The 19,943-nt window shown below is 36.0% G+C and carries 18 protein-coding genes; 8 read left to right on the top strand and 10 right to left on the bottom strand.

Going from position 1 to position 19,943, the window contains the following annotated elements; all coding sequences use genetic code 11:
- Positions 1-38: 38 nt before the first annotated feature.
- The 6 genes from CWS31_RS12415 to CWS31_RS12390 all read right to left on the bottom strand — a co-directional run bounded on the left by CWS31_RS12415 (position 39) and on the right by CWS31_RS12390 (position 6,566).
- Positions 39-467, bottom strand: coding sequence for a hemerythrin domain-containing protein (locus tag CWS31_RS12415; protein WP_101343573.1), 429 nt, complete (start codon positions 465-467; stop codon positions 39-41).
- Between the two features lie 325 nt (positions 468-792).
- Positions 793-2,841, bottom strand: a complete 2,049-nt coding sequence (locus CWS31_RS12410) for a response regulator (RefSeq protein WP_101343574.1) — start codon at positions 2,839-2,841, stop codon at positions 793-795.
- A gap of 156 nt (positions 2,842-2,997) precedes the next feature.
- Entirely contained in the window at positions 2,998-3,450 is a 453-nt protein-coding gene (locus tag CWS31_RS12405) for a response regulator (RefSeq protein ID WP_101343575.1), read from the bottom strand.
- A complete protein-coding gene (locus CWS31_RS12400; protein WP_101343576.1) occupies positions 3,443-4,918 on the bottom strand; it encodes a sensor histidine kinase in 1,476 nt (491 codons plus the stop codon). The genes CWS31_RS12405 and CWS31_RS12400 overlap by 8 nt, the downstream gene beginning before the upstream one ends.
- A gap of 38 nt (positions 4,919-4,956) precedes the next feature.
- Positions 4,957-5,169, bottom strand: coding sequence for a histidine kinase (locus CWS31_RS12395; protein ID WP_101343577.1), 213 nt, complete (start codon positions 5,167-5,169; stop codon positions 4,957-4,959).
- 71 nt (positions 5,170-5,240) lie between these two features.
- Positions 5,241-6,566, bottom strand: a complete 1,326-nt coding sequence (locus CWS31_RS12390) for a sigma-54-dependent transcriptional regulator (RefSeq protein ID WP_101343578.1) — start codon at positions 6,564-6,566, stop codon at positions 5,241-5,243.
- A gap of 765 nt (positions 6,567-7,331) precedes the next feature.
- Between CWS31_RS12390 and recA the strand changes: the two genes are divergently transcribed.
- Positions 7,332-8,387: a recombinase RecA gene (recA, locus tag CWS31_RS12385; protein ID WP_101343579.1), complete on the top strand. Its 1,056-nt coding sequence runs from the start codon at positions 7,332-7,334 to the stop codon at positions 8,385-8,387.
- A 258-nt stretch (positions 8,388-8,645) separates the two neighbouring features.
- On the opposite strand, the gene CWS31_RS12380 is transcribed toward recA, so the two are convergent.
- From CWS31_RS12380 to ygfZ, 3 genes are all read right to left on the bottom strand, one after another.
- Positions 8,646-9,149 (bottom strand): GlcG/HbpS family heme-binding protein, encoded by a 504-nt coding sequence (locus tag CWS31_RS12380; RefSeq protein WP_211355831.1) that lies wholly within the window; start codon positions 9,147-9,149, stop codon positions 8,646-8,648.
- Positions 9,150-9,597: 448 nt separating this feature from the next.
- Entirely contained in the window at positions 9,598-10,086 is a 489-nt protein-coding gene (locus CWS31_RS12375; RefSeq protein ID WP_101343580.1) for an FKBP-type peptidyl-prolyl cis-trans isomerase, read from the bottom strand.
- Positions 10,087-10,137: 51 nt separating this feature from the next.
- Positions 10,138-11,106: a tRNA-modifying protein YgfZ gene (gene ygfZ, locus CWS31_RS12370; protein ID WP_101343581.1), complete on the bottom strand. Its 969-nt coding sequence runs from the start codon at positions 11,104-11,106 to the stop codon at positions 10,138-10,140.
- A 275-nt stretch (positions 11,107-11,381) separates the two neighbouring features.
- On the opposite strand from ygfZ, the gene CWS31_RS12365 reads away from it, so the two are divergent.
- Entirely contained in the window at positions 11,382-11,657 is a 276-nt protein-coding gene (locus CWS31_RS12365; protein ID WP_246143510.1) for an FAD assembly factor SdhE, read from the top strand.
- 52 nt (positions 11,658-11,709) lie between these two features.
- Positions 11,710-12,153: a hypothetical protein gene (locus CWS31_RS12360; RefSeq protein ID WP_101343583.1), complete on the top strand. Its 444-nt coding sequence runs from the start codon at positions 11,710-11,712 to the stop codon at positions 12,151-12,153.
- A gap of 147 nt (positions 12,154-12,300) precedes the next feature.
- On the opposite strand, the gene nadB is transcribed toward CWS31_RS12360, so the two are convergent.
- A complete protein-coding gene (nadB, locus tag CWS31_RS12355; RefSeq protein WP_101343584.1) occupies positions 12,301-13,902 on the bottom strand; it encodes an L-aspartate oxidase in 1,602 nt (533 codons plus the stop codon).
- A 287-nt stretch (positions 13,903-14,189) separates the two neighbouring features.
- On the opposite strand from nadB, the gene rpoE reads away from it, so the two are divergent.
- The 5 genes from rpoE (at position 14,190) to lepA (ending at position 19,857) form a co-directional block, all read left to right on the top strand.
- Positions 14,190-14,816 carry an RNA polymerase sigma factor RpoE gene (rpoE, locus tag CWS31_RS12350; RefSeq protein WP_101343585.1) on the top strand — a complete coding sequence of 209 codons (627 nt, stop codon included), beginning with the start codon at positions 14,190-14,192 and terminating at the stop codon, positions 14,814-14,816.
- Positions 14,817-14,889: 73 nt separating this feature from the next.
- A complete protein-coding gene (locus tag CWS31_RS12345; protein ID WP_101343586.1) occupies positions 14,890-15,612 on the top strand; it encodes a sigma-E factor negative regulatory protein in 723 nt (240 codons plus the stop codon).
- Between the two features lie 445 nt (positions 15,613-16,057).
- Complete coding sequence (locus CWS31_RS12340; protein WP_101343587.1) at positions 16,058-17,203, top strand: MucB/RseB C-terminal domain-containing protein; 1,146 nt, start codon at positions 16,058-16,060, stop codon at positions 17,201-17,203.
- Positions 17,196-17,699 (top strand): SoxR reducing system RseC family protein, encoded by a 504-nt coding sequence (locus tag CWS31_RS12335; RefSeq protein WP_101343588.1) that lies wholly within the window; start codon positions 17,196-17,198, stop codon positions 17,697-17,699. Before CWS31_RS12340 ends, CWS31_RS12335 begins: the two co-directional genes overlap by 8 nt.
- 367 nt (positions 17,700-18,066) lie before the next feature.
- A complete protein-coding gene (gene lepA / locus CWS31_RS12330; RefSeq protein WP_101343589.1) occupies positions 18,067-19,857 on the top strand; it encodes a translation elongation factor 4 in 1,791 nt (596 codons plus the stop codon).
- The last annotated feature ends 86 nt before the right edge of the window (positions 19,858-19,943 follow it).

The following is a 19,943-nucleotide window of genomic DNA, read 5'->3' as shown; positions in this document are numbered from 1 at the left end:
TATCACTGTTGTAGCATTTTGCTTATCCCGATCTCAGGTTAGTTAGCCATTTCAGCTTGATATTGACTAGCAAGCTCTTGTTTTTGTGTTGCATCTAAATACTTACCTGCTTGCTGAAAGAATGACTTTTCCTCTTCTTTTAAATGATGCAGAACTTTGTGTTCTAAATCTTTCATGGTTTTTAACCAAACAGGTGAACTCATATCGGTTTCCTCTAATTTTTCAAGAAGTTCATCTATTTCATGATGTTCAGCTATGCCGTGACGAGATATTTCTATTGTGGCATCAAGTTTCATTAAAGGCGCATAAAAATAGCGCTCTTCAGCGGCAGAGTGCTGGGTCAATTGAGATTTAAGATCCTCGAAAAAATCTCTTCTACTTGAAGAATCACCTGTGGTTGAAACTAATGCTTGAATCAATAAGCGTTGTTTTTCATGGTCACTACGTAGGGCGCTAAAAATATCCATGGGTACTCCTTTATGATTATTACTTTAGGTTTATTAAAAAATATAAATTTAAATAAAATGATGTATTAGGAGTAAAGCGAGATACATGCCAATAATAACACCAACCTAAGTCATTGTTATTTAACTGATAATTTTTTATTGTTGTTTTGAAAGTAAGTAGGCAGTAGTAAGTTGGTAATATTTACACTTGATCGAGTAAATATTTTACACTTGATGAGATGAAACCAACCCGATTAAATATATGATCATTTAAACGAGTGAAAATAGAGCGCGTAATTAGTGGAGTTAAAGTTAAGGTGCAGAAACGTTAAAATTAACACAAATATTATAAAAGACTATTCAGAATTTGAAGATTCACTGGTTTTAATATTGCTCTATTAATACCAGCCTTTTTAAGGTTTTGTTCAGAAACATTTTCACCACTTACAATAATTAACTCTATGTTAGGGTGAGAATGTTGGATGGTAAGTGCTAAGTCTAAACCATTGCTGTCTGGTAAATGTAAATCCAGTAATATTTTAGTCCAATGATTATCAGTTTTGAGTAACTCAAGGCATTGTTGCGCATTTTCGGCTTTTACTGCAGTAGCGCCAATTGACTCTAATAATAACAGTGTAACGTCAGCGGCATCTTCATCATCTTCAACTACCATGATTTTTTGCTTAACGTTACTTGTAATATTTTCTACCGTTGAATCTAGATTAAGGTTGGTTTCAATAGGGGCATTTGGAGGAAATGAGGCGCTATGCGTTAGTTTTTCTGAATTTGATGCTTCTGAGTCGTGCGCTGGTGTTAACGTAAGATGTTCTGTCAAGTTACGGTAAAGTTCATTTTTGTTTATGGGCTTGGCAATAATTTGATTAAAACCTAAACCAAGTAACTCTTGTTTTACGCCTTTCATTGTCGCAGCAGTGATAGCGATAATGGGATTGTCAAAACCCAGTGTTTTTAATACTTTTATCGTTCGCTTGCCATCTAGCTCTGGCATATGAATATCCATTAAAATAAGGTCAAATGGTGTATCATTCAGTTGCGTTTGTTTATATTCTTCAATGGCTTGTAAGCCATTCGCTGCATAATGAACATCTAACCCAAACGATAAACAGATTTGGCCTATTAATTGGCGAATATCGTCCATATCCTCAACTATTAACACGCGTCCTGTTAACTGAGGTTGCGATAACTCTTTGCAGCAGCTACCTAGCTCATCGCTATCGTTTTTAAAGGTAAGTAAGCCGCGTGTTTGTTTACTTATATCGCCAGGATTAATGGTGAAAATAAAGTCACTGCCTTTGCCTAACTCTGATTTTACATAAATAGCACCACCCATTTGTTTCACTAATTCAGAGCAAATAGATAAACCTAAACCAGCACCTTGTTCTTTTCTTGATACGACATCTTCAACTTGTTCAAACGGATTAAATATTGTCTCTAACATAAGCTCTGGAATTCCTTCACCAGTATCTGAGACTTTAAAGTGTAATAGCTCTTGCTCATTAATAACTTCAGTCCACATACTTAACGATACTAGCCCTTTGTCAGTAAACTTTATGGCGTTGTGAATTAAGTTTATTAATACTTGGCGAAGACGTACTGGGTCTGCGTATATTTTTTCAGGGAGCAATGAGTCTCTATCTAAGTGTAAAGGTAATGATTTTTCTGAGGCGTGTACTTTCATTAAACTAACAATATCAGCAATAAAGCTATCTAATGATATTTCTGCACTGTTATATTCAAGCTTACCAACTGCGATTTTAGATAAATCGAGCACATTATTTAGTAGTCCGAGTAAATGTTGACCATTGTTTAATATGATATTAAGTTCAGGCTTTGCGTCAGGCGCTTTATCACCGTTGAGTAATATTTCTGTATAGCCGAGTATTGATGTGAGTGGTGTACGAAGTTCATGACTTAAGTGTGCAAGAAACCTATCTTTTGACTGGTTTCTTGCTTCCGCATTGATACGCTCAACTCTTTCATTTTCAATTTCTTGTCGTGCTAAGGCGTATCTTATCGCGCGAGCAAATCGAGCCGTGGTTATTTCGCTTTTAGCCAAATAATCAACGGCACCTGCTGCTAGTGCTGCTTTATCAATGGTTTCGTCAGATTGGCCCGTTAACATGATTATTGGGGTAGAGCAGCCACTTTGTGAAGCTTTTTCTAGTACGGTTAAACCGTTATATGCTCCGAGTTGATAGTCAAGCAGGCAAATATCGTGTTTGCCTAATTGCAGCTGTTCAAGTGCTTTATCTGGGCTAGTTACCCAATCAATTTCAAAAACGTGCGAGTCTAATTGGCTCAGGTAATCACTGGTAAGAATGTAATCATCTTCATCATCTTCAACAAGAAGTACTCGCGCGTTTTTGTCTAACATATTTACAATCTCTTGAATTTAACGATTCTAACTTGACGGATATTAACTATTTTGTCAGTTTATTTAAGCGTTTTTAAATATTTCTTCGGCGTAACTTTTAGAAACTAATTTTAGAAACAAATTTTAGGAACTCGTTGTAGAAATTAGTTTTAGATGTTATTCATTAGGTAATTCAACAAACTCTATCCAATATTTACCTAACGCTTTCATCAACTCTACTAAGCCTTCAAAATTTACTGGCTTGGTAATGAAAGAGGCGGCACCTAAGTTATAACCTTTGATTTTATCTTCTTCTTGGCCTGAAGTGGTGAGGATCACAACGGGAATATTTTTTAATTCAGGATCGGCTTTAATTTCTTTTAATGCTTCTCTACCATCTTTTCTTGGCATGTTTAAATCAAGCAGTATTAAACCGGGTCTGGGTGAGGTTTTAGGATCGCTAAACTTACCTTCACGTCTAAGGTATTCAAGTAATTCAACCCCGTCTTCTACGCAATGTAAGGTATTTCGTACTCTACTTTCTTGTAAGGCATCTTGGGTGAGTATACGATCGTCTTCATCGTCATCAGCCATTAATATAGTAATAGGCTTGCCTTTATTGCTATGCATTAGTATTTTCTCCAATTAAGTTAATTAAGGTATTTTTTACCGGTATTTCAATCCTAAATAATGCACCTTCACCTATGGCGCTAGTGGCCGATATATTACCGCCATGACGTTCAACTATCCGTCTGCAAATAGCTAAGCCTATGCCTGTTCCTTTATACTCTGTTCTGGCATGTAAGCGCTGAAAAGGCATAAATATTTTATTAGCAAATGCTTGGTCAAACCCAATTCCATTATCTTGCACAGTAAAACAATGCCATTGCTCTTGCGCAATACGTTCTTGGTTATACTGTACATTTATGACAGGACAAACACCCGGCTGGCGGAATTTTATAGCATTGGAAATTAAATTTAAAAACAGGTGATGCATTTGGCTCGGATCAGCATTTATTTTCGGTAAGTCACCTAAAATTATTGTTGCTTTGCTTTCTTTGATACTTATCTCAAGATCTTCAAGTAAACTTTCAATCACTTCCTGTGACGATATGTTTATAAAAGGTTTTCCTCGCGTAGAGATACGAGAAAACTCAAGTAAATCATTTATTAAGGTTGCCATTCTTTCGGCAGCGTTACTCATTCTATTAATGTAGTCTGCGCCTTTTTCATCAAGCGCGGAAGCATAATTGTTCTTTAACCTGTCACCAAATGCACGAATTTTACGTAATGGCTCTTGCAAGTCGTGTGAGGCAACAAATGCGAAGTCTTCTAATTCTCGGTTACTTCGGGCTAATTCATCAGAGTAAATGGTTAACTCTTTGGTTCTCATCGCTACTTTTTCAACGAGTACATCATTTTGATGTTCTAGTTGCTGGCGATGTTTTAGTTCATTTTTGGCATTTAAGCGGGCAAAAAAAGCTAAACCCAGTAAAAGTAAAGTACTGGTAATAGCAGATATAGCAAAGGTGATTTTTGCTTCACGCTCAACCTCTGAGAGTATTAAGAATAGCGAGTTTCTGTAATTTACTTCTAAGTCTTTAATTTCTTCTATTTTTTCTTTGAACTTGATATATATATTTCGGCCAGTACCTTGCATAACAAGCTTTAACGCACTTTTTTCATTATCTGCGAGCGCTAATTCAACTGTCGTCTTTAATTCACTGATTTTGTCTTCTACTTGAACGATTAAAGAAGCTATACGTATTGTTTGCCCTGGTACTTCAGAGCGTAATTCTTTGGTGTCTTCAAGTTGATCATGTAATCGACTCAGTGCATTTTCGTAAGGGGCTAAGTATTCAGATTGCTCTGTGAGCAAATAACCTCGCTGGCCTGTTTCAGCCATTAAAACCAGGTTATGCAAATCGTCTAACTCAACAATAACATCGCCGGTGTTGTATAAACTATTTTGGGTGTAAGATAAATCTTCAATAGTTTTCATGGCTAAAAAGCCATTGGTAACAATCATTACAACAATAATTGAGGTGATTAATATCCAATTGAATACCATATTGTCGAATAGTTTTTTAATAGGCATTTTAACTCGCTTTTGGCTAAAGGCTGTTTTACTGATCTTTATTGCTTGTGTATAAAGTCAGTAACGTCTTGTAAGTTATGGCTACAATCTTGACAGGCAGCAATAATTTTATCGAGTGCTGCTAAGGCTTTTTCTTTGGGCATATCATTTTCTAGCACCATTTTTATCAGCTCAGCTTGCATCGATATTCTATTTAGGGAACCGCGAGAATCATGTATTAACTGATTAATATCGTTACTTCCTGTTGTCATGCATTACCTTTTTATAGTTAGCTGTTTTCATTATGTATATGTAATTGACTTTACGTTCTTATATGCATTTTTTATACAACAAAGTCTGTATAAGCATTGAGTCTGTTATATAACGTTTTTGTGCTAATCCCCAGCATTTCAGCGGCTTGTGTTTTGTTACCGTCTACTTTATCTAAAGTCACGCGAATAAGTTCTTTTTCAAGCTCTTCAATGGTTTGTCCTGCCGATATTGCGGATTCGGTATTTGCTGTTGAAAAAGGAGAAATAAAAGAGCTTGGTAGTTGAATTTTCTGCGTAGCAGGATCACTCATGATAAATGCACGATGTATAGCGTGTCGTAATTCTCTAACATTACCCGGCCAATTATTATTTTGTAATATGGCTAATTGTTCACTTTGCCAATTGAATTCAGTGCCATTTTCTTGATTAAGCTGTTGTAAAAATACTTCAGCTAATAATGGAATATCTTCTTTACGTTCACTTAATGATGGGATGCTAATAGGAAATACCGCTAAACGATAATAGATATCTTCTCGGATAATATCGCCTTGTGCTAATTCAGTCATTTTTCTATTGGTGGCAGATACAACGCGACAATTAACTTCAACTTCTTGCGTGCCGCCAACAGGTGTTACTCGTTGGTTTTCTAACACACGCAATAAGTTTGGTTGCATATCTAATGGCATTTCAGTGACTTCGTCAAGAAAGAGGGTCCCGTTACCTGCTCTGACAAATACACCGTCTTTACGAGAAATTGCGCCTGTAAATGCCCCTTTTTCGTGACCAAAAAGTTCACTGCTAATTAACTCTCTTGATAAAGCGCCACAGTTAGTTGCAACCATAGGAGCAGATTTATTAGTTGAGCTATGAATTGCATTCGCAACAACTTCTTTACCAACACCACTTTCACCCATTAACATGACATTCGCGGAGGTTTTAGCAACACGCTCTATCATACTATAGAGTTCTAACATGGGTTTAGATTCACCAACAAGACAGCCAAAATGCAACGTGGGCATACACTTTTGTGTTGGTTTGGGAGTTATATCCTTTCTGCTTAAGGTTGCTTCAATATCTTCACGTTGTAGTGGTTTTACAATGTAATTTACTTTTGGTCCGCATAATCCCGCAAGCATACCTTTGACCGAAGGGTGACCTGTTATTAAGGTGACGTATGGCTTGAGATCGTTTTGTTTTAGAAAGTCTATTAAGTGTAAGCCGCTACCGTCGGGTAACATGAAATCAAGTAAAACATGGTCGAATGGTTGACTTAACAACCATTCTTTTGCTTCTTCAAGGTTTGCTGCTACATAAATATCATAACCAAGAAACTCTATGATTTGGCATGCAACTTCTGTGAACTCAGAGTCATCATCAACTAATAGAACCTGTAACATATTTTTTCCTTTAAGGAGCATGAGTTAAACGTAATAGTAAACAACCATAATACTGGTTATAAACTAATGATAACTATTGATTAAAGATATATTTAATCTAAAAAGATTATTTGAATAATAAGCCGTGTGCGCACAACTTATTTACAATGTTTAAATTAACATAAAAAGCCTTAAGTTTATAACCTATATTTCTCGCGAGGCAGAAGGAAATGTTACGAAATAAAATATAGATTTCAATTATATAAACAGATATTAGTTTTAGATATCTTAGTTGCTAACATATTTTAATGACCAAGATGAACTTAAAAAACTAAAAGCTTTTCTGATCATTATATCTATGTTGTATTAAGGTGCTTTTATTCGACTAAAATCTTCTCCTTATAAGTGACCAATATAGTATCGAAAAAATTGTACAGTAAACAGGATAAATCTAAAGCTTATTTAATATTAAAAACCTCATAGTAACTTTTTGAATATAAAATTACAAAAGTTACTAACTGTATTTTAATCTTTATTTATCAATTAATTAAAAGTACCGGTATTTTAAATTTAAAACTAAATTAAAAATAATTTATAAATAACTTGATACTGTACGCACTTACAGTATACTTGTCTCATCAAAACGAAGTTAGGCAACATTTAAAAATGTTTAACAAAGAAACATGTTAAACAAATTGTAGGCAGCTGAACTTAGCAAGTTTAATTGAATTACTAACAACCTAACTTTAACTACACAAAATAATCTAACTGCTCTTGGAGTAATGAATGAAAGACGATAAAGAAAAAGCATTATCAGCGGCCTTAAGCCAAATAGAACGTCAATTCGGTAAAGGTTCAATAATGAAGCTTGGTGATAACAACACCATGGATGTAGAAACTATTTCTACTGGCTCATTAGGCTTAGATATCGCCTTAGGAGCAGGTGGGTTGCCACTTGGTCGTGTTGTTGAAATTTACGGCCCTGAATCAAGTGGTAAAACAACCTTAACGTTAGAAGTAATCGCAGAAGCACAACGTAACGGTAAAGTTTGTGCCTTTATTGATGCTGAGCATGCACTTGACCCAATTTATGCTGAAAAGTTGGGTGTAAATATTGATGAGTTATTGATATCTCAACCAGATACTGGCGAGCAAGCTCTTGAGATTGTTGATATGTTAACACGCTCTGGTGCTATTGATGTTATCGTAGTTGACTCGGTAGCTGCACTGACCCCTAAAGCCGAAATTGAAGGTGATATGGGTGACTCACATATGGGGTTACAAGCACGTATGTTATCGCAAGCGATGCGTAAACTTACCAGTAACTTGAAAAAATCAAACACCATGCTAATTTTCATTAACCAAATTCGTATGAAAATTGGTGTTATGTTTGGTAGTCCTGAAACTACTACGGGTGGTAATGCATTAAAATTCTATGCTTCAGTACGCTTAGATATTCGCCGTATCGGCGCAGTTAAAACCGGTGATGAAATTGTTGGTAACGAAACCCGAGTTAAAGTCGTTAAAAACAAAATTGCACCACCATTTAAACAAGCTGAATTTCAAATTCTTTACGGACAAGGTATTAATAGCTTAGGCGAGTTAATTGAACTGGGTGTTAAGTATGAGTTTGTAGAAAAAGCCGGTGCTTGGTATAGCTGTAACGGCGAACGTATTGGACAAGGTAAAGCTAATGCAGCGAAATACTTAGAAGAAAATCCTGAAATGGCTAAAGATATCGATACTAAATTACGTGACTTATTATTAGCAAAAAAAGTAAAAGCTGATAAAAATGCTATTGATAGTTCGGCAGGTAAAGAGGAAGAGGCGCTAGTTGATTAAGCCAATTTAATTGTGAGTTTATTTACGTTATTTTTACTTAACTGATTGTTTACTTAAGTTATTATTTGATAAGTAATTATTAGATTTAGATTAGTTATTCCTCAGCAACTGAACTAAATATCATCGAGCGCAATCTACGCTACAGATTGAAGCTCATTAATAAAAAAACGCAACCTTAGACGTAAGGTTGCGTTTTTTTATATGCAAATATAATTTCTTTAATGGATTCTTTCTTTAGCTGATTACTTCTTTAGCTGATTACTTCTTTAGCTGTTTGAGTAGGGCATCAATCCCAGCTTGAGCTATTTCAGCATCTTGAGTTGGTTTAACACCACTCACGCCAATAGCTCCAACTAATTGACCGTCTATAATAATAGGTAAACCACCTGCAAAAGGAAGAACGTCAGGTAACATGGTAATAGGTGTGTCGCCAGCTCTTGCGCGCTCTTCGAAAACTTGACTCGGTCGACGGTAAAGTACCGCTGTTTTTGCTTTTTCTATGGCAACTTCTAAACCAGATAATTGCACATCTTCCATACGCTCTAAGTATTTAACATTACCTGCAGCATCACTAATGACAATGACGACATTCCAGTTTTCGGTTTGAGCTTTTTTAGCCGCGGCAGCGGCAATAACTTTAGCGCCGTCTAAGGTCAATACTGGTGCATTGGTTAGTAGATTACTGGCATATAAAGCGCTATTTACTAGTAAAAGTGATAATACGGTAAGCGTTGTGATAATTTTTTTCATAGGGTTCTTCATGTTGCGGTGCTCCTTAATTAAGGTAATTATTTTAAGGGAATATATTAAGATACATAGAAAAGCTTAGTATCAAAATGTTACGAATTAGTAGTTAAGCTGATTTCGGGATAAGCAAAGTGCTAGAACGACCTTAATTATCCGTATTTTCTTTATAGTTAGCTTTGCTTTTCGCCTTGTACTGCGAATAATTAAAACTATTGTAGAGAATACTTCTAAGTGATTTATAGCATTTACTCACTTTTATTATTCAGAACTAAGGTTAGTCATAATTCATTGGTATTTGTTCAATGGGTATTTATTCAGTAGGTATTTGATGAATAGGGCTTGGTTATTTTTGTTATAAAAAAGCCACCGTAATATTCTATATACGATGGCTTTAAAACAGTCTTAACGAATATATATAGCTAAGATGAGTTATTAAGTGTGTAGTTTACAGCACTAACTCGAATTAGTGATCGTGACCACAGCCACCAGGTGCATGGACATGTCCATGAGAAAGCTCTTCTTCAGTAGCTTCACGCACTTCAAGTATTTCAACATCAAAGTTTAAGTCTAAACCTGAAAGCGGGTGGTTACCGTCAACCGTAATCACATCATCTTGAACATCAATAACAATAACAGTTTGTTCGCCATCATCTGTGGTAGCACGTAATTGTGTACCTAATGATAAATCTTCAACACCAGCAAGAACTTCACGCGGTACTGTTTGTACGTAATCATCATGACGTTCGCCATAGGCGTCTGCACAGGCTACTGCAACTTCAAATTTGTCGCCAACAGCGCGATCAACTAACGCGTCATCTAAACCAGGAATTAAATAACCAGTACCTTGGATAATAGCCATAGGCTTATCTTCGTATGAACTATCGATTAATGTGCCTTCGCTGTCTGATACGGCATAGTGCATAACAACAACGTTATTTTTAGCTACTTTCATGTTTTCTCCTACTAGAATTATTTGTTTGCGTAAGTGTAAATTAAGTAAAGTTTATTTAGCCTCTAGCGAATAAGGCAGAGTTTGAACCTCAACAACCGAACATGCTTGCGCAGCAACACGCATTTCAGGTACTTCATCATCTTTCACCAAAACGGCCTGAATGAGACAACTGCCATCATCTGCTTGATAATAAGCTAGTATATCACCGGCTTTACGCCAGTTATCGCCTAATTTCTTTTCAATAATGTCATCGGCTTGAAAATCTTGCTTAAGTTGAGCTGATAACGAAAATAAGGCGCGTTTGTTTTTGCCTAAATATTGCATTCTCGCCACTGTTTCTTGGCCAAGGTAACAACCTTTAGTAAAGCTGATGCCATTTATAGCCTGCAAGTTAAGCATTTGCGGAACATATTGACCACTGGTGTCAGCTGTTAAAATAGGGAAACCTTGATTTATTTCGAATAAATTCCAAACTGCTTGCGAATAAATCGGCAAAGCTAATTCTTCTTTTAAGGAAGAAATAACAGCTTGTTCGTCAATAATGATATAACGAGATTGCTCTCCGCCCAGATATACTATATTGGTAGTACCTATTTGTGCTACAGGCGTTAAACTATCTGGTACTTGTGAGAATTTTTGTTGTAACAAGCTACTTGCTTGCTCGCCAACTAGTGCGACAAAACTTAAGTTTGTAGTTTCTTCAATAGTAACTTTGGCGAATACGCCAAATTTTTTCAGCTCTTTGAGTGAATTTTCAATACTGGCTTTAGGTTGTAATAATAAATATGCGGTCGAGCGGTTGATTAATCTAAAAACAGAGAATACTTTACCTTTAGCATCACAGTGAGCACCAACAAGTAAGTTTGATTCAGTGCTGCTGTTCACATCACAGGTTACTTGCCCTTGTAAATACTTAGTTTGCTCTTCACCTGATAATGAAATAGCGCCAAAATCACTCAATTCAATAAGGTAAGTATCAGGTAATTGCGGTAAAGAAGGTAGTTGTGTATTGGTGGTCATGATGAGCTCAGTGAAAAGTGAAGGATAAGTTATAACTCTATTGGATTATAACTAACTAGGCTTATATATTAACAGTAACTAATAGAATAAGGGCTAAAATAACAAAAACAACTCAACCGATGATTTTTTAATGATTGAGGCTGGTTTTAATAGCTGTGTTATGGAAGTTGTTGTTACAATATATGTTATAAATTATCTGTTTTAATCAGCAATGCTTATTCAAGAAGGGTGCTATGTCAGTAAATAATTCTGTAAACGAAAACTCACACAATCCAGTGACAAAAAAAGAAAACTCAACTACTCTTTCAAAAGTGAATAAAGCCCGTTTAAGATGGGCGTGTCGTCGCGGTATGTTAGAGTTAGATGTGTTGTTTACCCCATTTGTTGATGAGGCATACGATAGTCTATCAAACCAAGATCAGTTTACGTTTGAGCGCTTACTAACTTGCCAAGATCCTGAATTATTTGCTTGGTTTATGGGGCATGAAACTTGTAAAGATGAAGAACTTAACGCAATGGTCCAACATATACTTAAGCGCGTCAAAGTATAATATTAATGTTAAATACTCGCGCTATAAATTAGCAGCCTATAGTTTATTATTAATGCTTGTGCTGTTAACTAGCATTGTTATTTTTAGTTATAACTATATGTTGGCGTTGTCTATTGCTGTGGTAGGTTTAGTTAGCTGTGGGCTATGGTTATCAAGCGATAATACACGTAGCATCAGTGGTTGTTTATTGGTAGATAATACCGGTGATATTCAGCTATTTGATAAACCATTACTTGCTAAGTGCACGACTACCGATTTAACTTGTTTGGCGGTTAATCATTACCAATTATTAGCGCATAGTCGATTTAGCTTTTTCGGTTGTTGGTTGGTTATGGTACCGAAAAATAATGATGCTAGCTCTCAAACACAACTATTTGACTTAACCCAGCATCAAAAAAGAATTGCAAAACAGCGCCCTAAGCAAGTATTTCTATTTAGAGACAGTGTTAGCGGGCAAGATTTTTCTCGCCTAGCAAGGGTCGTAAGACAACTCTGAACCTTAAACCTAAACCTAAACCTTAAATATTGAACAAAGTGCAGTTTTCTTTTTGCAAGGGTATTACTCGCTTATTACTAATTATTTATTAACTCATTCTTCACTAAAGTTTCAAATAATGAGTTAGCTCAAACTTTAGTTTAGATTTTAGATTTTAGGTTTTAAGATCGTTGGTACTGCTTCAGGCAATAAGTCAGGGAAATCTAAGGTGTAATGTAAGCCTCTACTTTCTTTTCTTTCCATTGCACATTTTATAATAAGTTCAGCAACTTGTACTAAGTTTCGTAACTCGAGTAAGTTATTGCTTACTTTAAAGTTTTGATAATAATCGTCGATCTCTCTTTGTAATAACTCTACACGATGTAGTGCCCGCTCTAATCGTTTAGTGGTTCTTACAATGCCTACATAATCCCACATAAACAATCTCAGTTCATGCCAATTATGTTGAATCACAACCTCTTCATCAGAGTTGGTTACACGACTTTCATCCCAGTGAGGTAAAGTTATATGTCGATTATCTGCTGCTAAAGTTTTACTAATCTCTAAAGCCGCCGCACGCGCAAAAACAATACATTCTAGTAATGAATTACTAGCTAATCGATTTGCGCCATGTAAACCTGTGTAAGACATTTCGCCAATAGCATAAAGTTGATCAATGTCAGTTTTACCTTGTGTATCGACCATTACGCCGCCACAAGTGTAATGTGCAGCAGGTACAATAGGAATAGGCTGTTGAGTGATATCAATACCTAACGATATTGTTTTTTCATAAATAGTTGGGAAATGCTGCTTGATAAACTCGCTTGGTTTATGGCTAATATCAAGATACATACAGTCAGCGCCCAAACGCTTCATTTCATAATCAATAGCACGGGCAACAATATCACGCGGTGCTAGTTCTGCACGCTCGTCAAAGTCAGGCATAAAACGGCTACCGTCGGGGCGTCGTAGTTTAGCGCCTTCACCACGTAATGCTTCAGTCAGTAGAAATGTACCAGCAGAAGGATGAAATAAACAAGTAGGATGAAATTGATTAAATTCCATATTTGCTACACGACAACCTGCGCGCCAAGCCATGGCGATACCGTCGCCACTAGCAACGTCAGGATTTGAGGTGTATTGATAAACTTTACTCGCACCGCCAGTTGCTAAAATTACTTTTTGCGCATAAATACTTTCTACTTTCTCTGTATTTCTATTCCAAATATAGGCACCGATACATTTTTTAACTTTGCTGCCCGTACTGTTTTGTTGGCAAATTAAATCTATAGCGTTAAATCGTTCGAAAATACGAATACGAGAATGTTTTTTGACTTGTTCAGATAAAGTCATTTGAATTGCTTGGCCGGTGGCATCGGCAGAATGTAAAATTCTACGGTGACTATGCCCGCCTTCTCGAGTTAAGTGATAACGTTTTTCACCGTCATCAATTTGCTCTTTATCAAACTCAACACCTTGATTTATTAGCCACTCTAAACATGATTTTGCATTTTCAGTGGTAAACTTTACCGCCTCTTCATCACATAAACCTGCGCCAGCAATAAGAGTGTCTTCAATATGTGCAGAAATACTATCATTCTCATCAAATACAGCGGCAATCCCACCTTGAGCATAAAAAGTAGAACCTTCATTTAAAGGGCCTTTACTTAAAATAACTACATCGGCATTTTTAGCTAAATGTAGGGCTAGTGTTAGGCCTGCTGCGCCGCTGCCAACGATTAAAACATCACAATTGTTTTGTTGAGTCATACTTTTCTGATTATGTTCGTCTGTAAAAGCGAATAGTTTCGAAACGGATTTTCAGGTATTCTATAATACATAGATAAAAGCCGCCAGAAATCACGATAGTTAATATTGTTTAATTAATCGTGTTTAATAAATTAAGTTTAATTAAGTCTGGTAGATAATAACGGTATTGTTTTATAACGCATTCAGTCATTATTTTAAGTTTTTTATAAAAAACTTAAAATTAAAAAGAACTTTTTATACATTAGTTAGTCTTACTTAATGTGTTTGTTATGAGCCAATAAAAAAATATGAGTACAAATCCCTTGTCAGTGTTAAAAGATGTGGCTCAAAAGAGCGAACCTAATATCGATCAACAATTAGTTGAGCGGGTTCAGCGTGGTGATAAAAATGCATTCAATTTACTTGTAACTAAATATCAGCACAAAGTGGCGAGTTTAGTCAGTCGTTATGTTAAAAATAATAGTGACGTACCTGACATTGTTCAAGAAGCATTTATTAAAGCGTACCGAGCATTACCTAATTTTAGAGGTGACAGTGCTTTTTATACCTGGTTATATCGTATTGCAGTAAATTGTGCCAAAAACCATAGTGTAGCTTTAGGTAGAAAACCACCAAGTAACGATATTGAAGTCGATGATGCTGAAAATTATGATGCAGGTGGCGCTTTACGTGAAAATGCATCACCTGAAAAATTATTGCTCACCGCAGAAATTAAAAAACTAATCTTCAGTACTATGGAGTCGTTACCTGAAGATCTCCGATTAGCAATAAATTTTCGAGAAATTGAAGGTTTAAGCTATGAAGAAATAGCAACGATTATGGAATGTCCAGTTGGAACCGTTCGTTCACGTATTTTTAGAGCACGTGATACGATTGATAAGAAAATTAGACCTTTATTAGAAAAAAACAACTAAGCCAGCAGTAATGTAAATTTAAGCAGCGAAGTAATGTGTAAAGCAAAATTTAACCAAGTTTTTTAAGGTAAGTATGAGCGAAATTAAATCAGAGTCTATCTCATCATTAGTCGATAATTACTCTCCGTCAACAGACGAGAGTGTTAGCAGTCATTTAGTGGATAGTATGTTAAAGGATGATGAGTTATCAAATACTTGGCAAAATTATCATTTAATTGGTGATGTGTTACGTGATGAAGTGCCTGAAACTTTACAGTTAGATTTAAGTGAAAGTATTGCTGCCGCTATCGCCCAAGAAGCAACGATTCTTTCGCCTAAGTTATCAGCTAACACTCAGTCTCAAAGTGACGCACAAATAACGCTAGATAACGATGATTTATTAACTGAAACGCTTGAAGAAGACGTTGTTAACGTTATTCAAGATAACGTGCCAAGCAATAATATTGTTGATGCAACTAATCGCTTTAAAGCTAAAATAGTAAACTTTGCTAAACCTATTGGCCAGGTAGCTATTGCCGCGTCTGCTGCCGCTTTAATGATTGTGGGTGTGCAATATAACGTAGCAGATAATTCTGTTATGCCAAACCAAGTAGTACAAACGGTACCATTAACGGGATTTGCTAATCCTGTTAGCTTTTCAGTTCAATCGCCTCAAGTAGAGCAGAGTTTACAAAACCAGCAACAATCACAGCAAGTAACGAATGAGCAGCTTGCCGCTGAAAGAGTGGCTCAACAGCGTCGTTTACATTCATTATTAAAAGATCATAATCAACAAGTTAAATTAGGCACTAATTAATACAAACACTGCTGCACTAAAAATTTTGGTATAAAGTTTTACTGTGTGGCAAGTTAATTTAATGCTTTAAATTAGCAACTTATATTTAAAGCATTAAATGAACTACATAACATTCATATGTCATCAGGTAATATAAAATAGCTTGATTGGCTGAATTAGTTGATAATATCATTCTGCAACGGATTGAATTAATACTAAGCCCATTATGTTATTTCCTGCTCAGCGAGTGTTAAAAGTAATTAATATAAAACTATTTAATATATAAATTGATTAAGGTAATGATTATTCAGGAGTATATGCACCTGCATTGTCTAATAATAAGCTACACCCATCTAGCGCCCTTAGCAAAATCAATAACAATGTAGTAAATATTTTAAATTCGCTTTTAGGAATAAATTTAATGGAATTGGTATGATTAACTATCAGCCATTATTTACGAGAATTTATGAAATTATCGGTATTCTTTTTATTACTTTTATGCATTAACCTACCTACAAAAGCTGCAGAAACTGAATCTGCAAAACTTTGGCTCGAACGATTCTCTCAATCACTGCGTCAACTCAATTTTACAGCCTCTTTCGTCGTGGTTAAAAACAACCAAGCTGAACCTTATCATTGGTTTCACGGTATTGCTGATAACGGTCAAGAATTAGAAGTTATAACTCGCCTTAATGGCTCTCGTCATGACGTATTACGTCAAGGTGAGATCGTTAGTTATATTGAACCGGATCAAGATCCATATTCAGTGATTTCTGATGATATTCGCGGACCAATCCCAAGTGTTTTACGTGGCGATATAAGTGAAATAGCAGAAAGTTATCGTTTCATTTCTGTAGGTAGAAGTCGAATATTAGGCCGTGTAGCGCAGTTAGTTCGTATTGTTGCTAAGGATAAATATCGTTACAGTTATTGGTTATGGCTTGATCAAAATACGGGTTTATTACTTAAAATGGCTGTAGTAACACGCCAAGGAAAACTACTTGAGCAAGTACAAGTAACTCACCTTGATGTTACCGATAAATTATCTGAAAATTTAGTGCAGTTACAATTAGCAGAATTACCCAAAGCCATTAACTTATCAGACCAACAACAGAGCAAGCAATTAGCTTGGCAAGTTGATTGGTTACCACGTGGTTTTAATGCAGTGAAATCAAATCAGCATAACTTAAATAGTTATAATCGTGGTGATGATCGTATGGTTGATTTTATGTTGTTTTCAGACGGTTTAGTTGAAATATCTGTATATGTTAACCCTAGTAATGAAAAGTTTAGAGCTCCTGAATACGCCAGTGATGGTGCTACCTTGGTATTTAATGCCATTTCTCAAGGTATAGAAGTTGGCGTTGTTGGCGATATCCCTCTAGTTACAGCGCAAAAAATAGCGGAATCACTTGCTCCTGCGAAAGCAGCAATAAATAAAGACCAACAGCAAAAAACTGTACCCGTTAGTAATAATTTTGAGAGTGAACAGCATACTCCAAATAATTCTACTACTAATCAGCAAGCTCAAACGAGTGAACAAATTCATTCGAATGAAGCTGAAAGTTTCATTGAAGACGATCACTTGATAAGTGAGTATAGTAATGATTAAAGAACTAACTAATGTTGTAGCTATTAATGCAAAAAGTATTACAGTCACTAGTCAAATAAAATCAACCTGTAGCAGTTGTGCACAAGTTGATAGTTGCGGTAGCGGTCAAGTTGCTAAAGCATTGCCGCAAGGTAAACTTACCTTAACCTTGCCTTACGATATTAACAAAACAGACGCGTCAGGTAATAAATTACAATTAGGTGATTGTGTAGTATTAGCGTTACCTGAGCAGGATATTTTATCAAGTGCAGGTCAAGTGTATTTATTACCACTGCTTGGTTTAATTAGTTTTTCTGCTTTAGGTCAATGGTTGCTAAATCAACAGTTTTTTAGTCATGAACTATTTGCCGTAGGTTTTGGCATTGGCGGGGCATATTTAGGCTATCGTATTGCTAAATATCAACAGCAAAGTGGTAAACAAAGTGCAAAGCTACAACCGAAAATTATTGAAATAATCCCCGCAGCGAATAACACATCAGTGCTCCTAAGTAAGTGATATTATTTAGCGCAAGGTAATGGGTCTGTTGATTTTTCAGGGTTAAAATGAAGCCTAAAGGGCAGCAATTGTTTGAAATTTATACTAGGTTATCGTATGCTCGAGTAGCTAGCTACAGGTCACATACTCTGTCTTCTCTTCTCTTAATACAAATAATACAAAGAAATCCAAACAAGTTGCTGTAAAAGTAATCTCGAAAGTTCAACAGACCCTAGTTAAAAGCATTATCAAAAACCTAATAGATATTTCTCTTGGTCAGTAAACGCCAACAACAAAAGATATCTGAACAAAAGATAGCCCCAAGGCGCTAAATTCGTTAAAATCACGCCATTATTTTATTCTAACACTTGTTATTTAATTGTCATTTATGAAAAATATTCGAAACTTCTCAATTATCGCCCATATCGATCATGGTAAATCTACACTTTCTGACCGCCTTATCCAGCATTGTGGCGGTTTACAAGAACGTGAAATGTCTGCCCAAGTACTTGATTCAATGGATATTGAACGAGAACGTGGGATCACCATTAAAGCACAAAGTGTTACTTTAGATTATAAAGCCAGAGATGGTGAAGTTTACCAATTAAACTTTATCGACACACCAGGACACGTAGATTTTTCTTATGAAGTATCACGTTCTTTAGCTTCATGTGAAGGTGCATTACTCGTTGTTGATGCGGGTCAAGGCGTTGAAGCGCAAACGGTTGCTAACTGTTATACCGCCATAGAAATGGATTTAGAAGTCATCCCAATTCTCAATAAAATTGATTTACCACAAGCAGATCCAGACCGCGTATGTGAAGAAATTGAACATATCATTGGTATAGATGCTACAGATGCCGTTCAATGTTCAGCTAAAACAGGTTTGGGTATCGAAGATGTTTTAGAAACAATCGTAAAAAATATTCCACCACCAGTGGGTAATGTTGATGAACCTTTACAAGCGCTAATTGTTGACTCATGGTTTGATAATTATCAAGGTGTTGTTTCACTTGTTCGAATCATGAATGGTGAAGTGAAAAAAGGCGATAAAATGTTGGTGATGTCAACTGGCCAAGTACATCAAATAGATAAAGTTGGTATTTTTACACCTAAACCACTTGATACCGGTGTGCTAAGAGCCGGTGAAGTGGGTTTCATTATTGCTGGTATTAAAGAGATTCATGGTGCGCCAGTAGGTGATACCATTACTATCAGTAAGAAAGAAACCGCTAAAGCATTACCCGGTTTTAAAAAAGCGCAACCACAAGTTTACGCGGGTATTTTCCCAATCAGCTCTGATGACTATGAAAACTTCAGAGATGCGCTGAACAAATTAAGTTTAAATGACGCTTCGTTATTTTTTGAGCCTGAAAACTCATCAGCACTAGGTTTTGGCTTCCGTATCGGTTTCCTTGGTATGTTACACATGGAAATTATTCAAGAGCGTTTAGCTCGTGAATATGATCTTGATTTAATTACTACTGCGCCAACGGTAAACTATGAAATTGAACAAACTAACGGTAATGTGATATCTATCGATAATCCGGCTGATTTACCGGCAATTAATAGTATTCATGAAATACGCGAGCCTATTGTTCAAGCGAATATCTTAGTACCACAAGAATATTTAGGTAGCGTTATTACTTTATGTATCGAAAAGCGTGGTGTGCAAAAAGATATTATTTATCATGGTAATCAAGTTGCCGTTACTTACGAATTGCCAATGGCAGAAGTAGTAATGGACTTCTTTGATAAACTTAAATCAACGAGTCGTGGCTATGCTTCACTTGATTATAACTTTATTCGTTTTGAAGCTGCAGACATGGTACGTGTTGATGTGATGATAAATGGCGATAGAGTTGACGCGTTAGCGATGATCACTCACCGCTCTAACTCTGTTGGTCGTGGCCGTTTATTAGTAGATAAGCTGAGAGAATTAATCCATCGTCAAATGTTTGATATTGCAATCCAAGCGGCTATCGGCAATAACGTTATTGCTCGTACTACCGTTAAACAACTTCGTAAAAACGTAACCGCTAAGTGTTATGGTGGTGATATCAGCCGTAAGAAAAAGCTTCTACAAAAGCAGAAAGATGGTAAAAAACGCATGAAACAAGTGGGTAATGTTGAAGTTCCACAAGAAGCGTTTTTAGCTGTACTTAAGCTTGATGGCTAAATAATTCGGTTGATTAATAGCGACAATTGCGAACCTTTATCAATATTGTCGCTTGATTATATTTTTTAAGCGTTAACCGAGTAGAT

Origin of the sequence: Colwellia echini (genome assembly GCF_002843355.2) — a bacterium.
In the GTDB taxonomy this organism is placed as follows: Bacteria; Pseudomonadota; Gammaproteobacteria; order Enterobacterales; family Alteromonadaceae; genus Colwellia; species Colwellia echini.
Note: the sequence above shows the minus strand (reverse complement) of the source record. Positions and strands in the feature narration are given on the sequence as shown.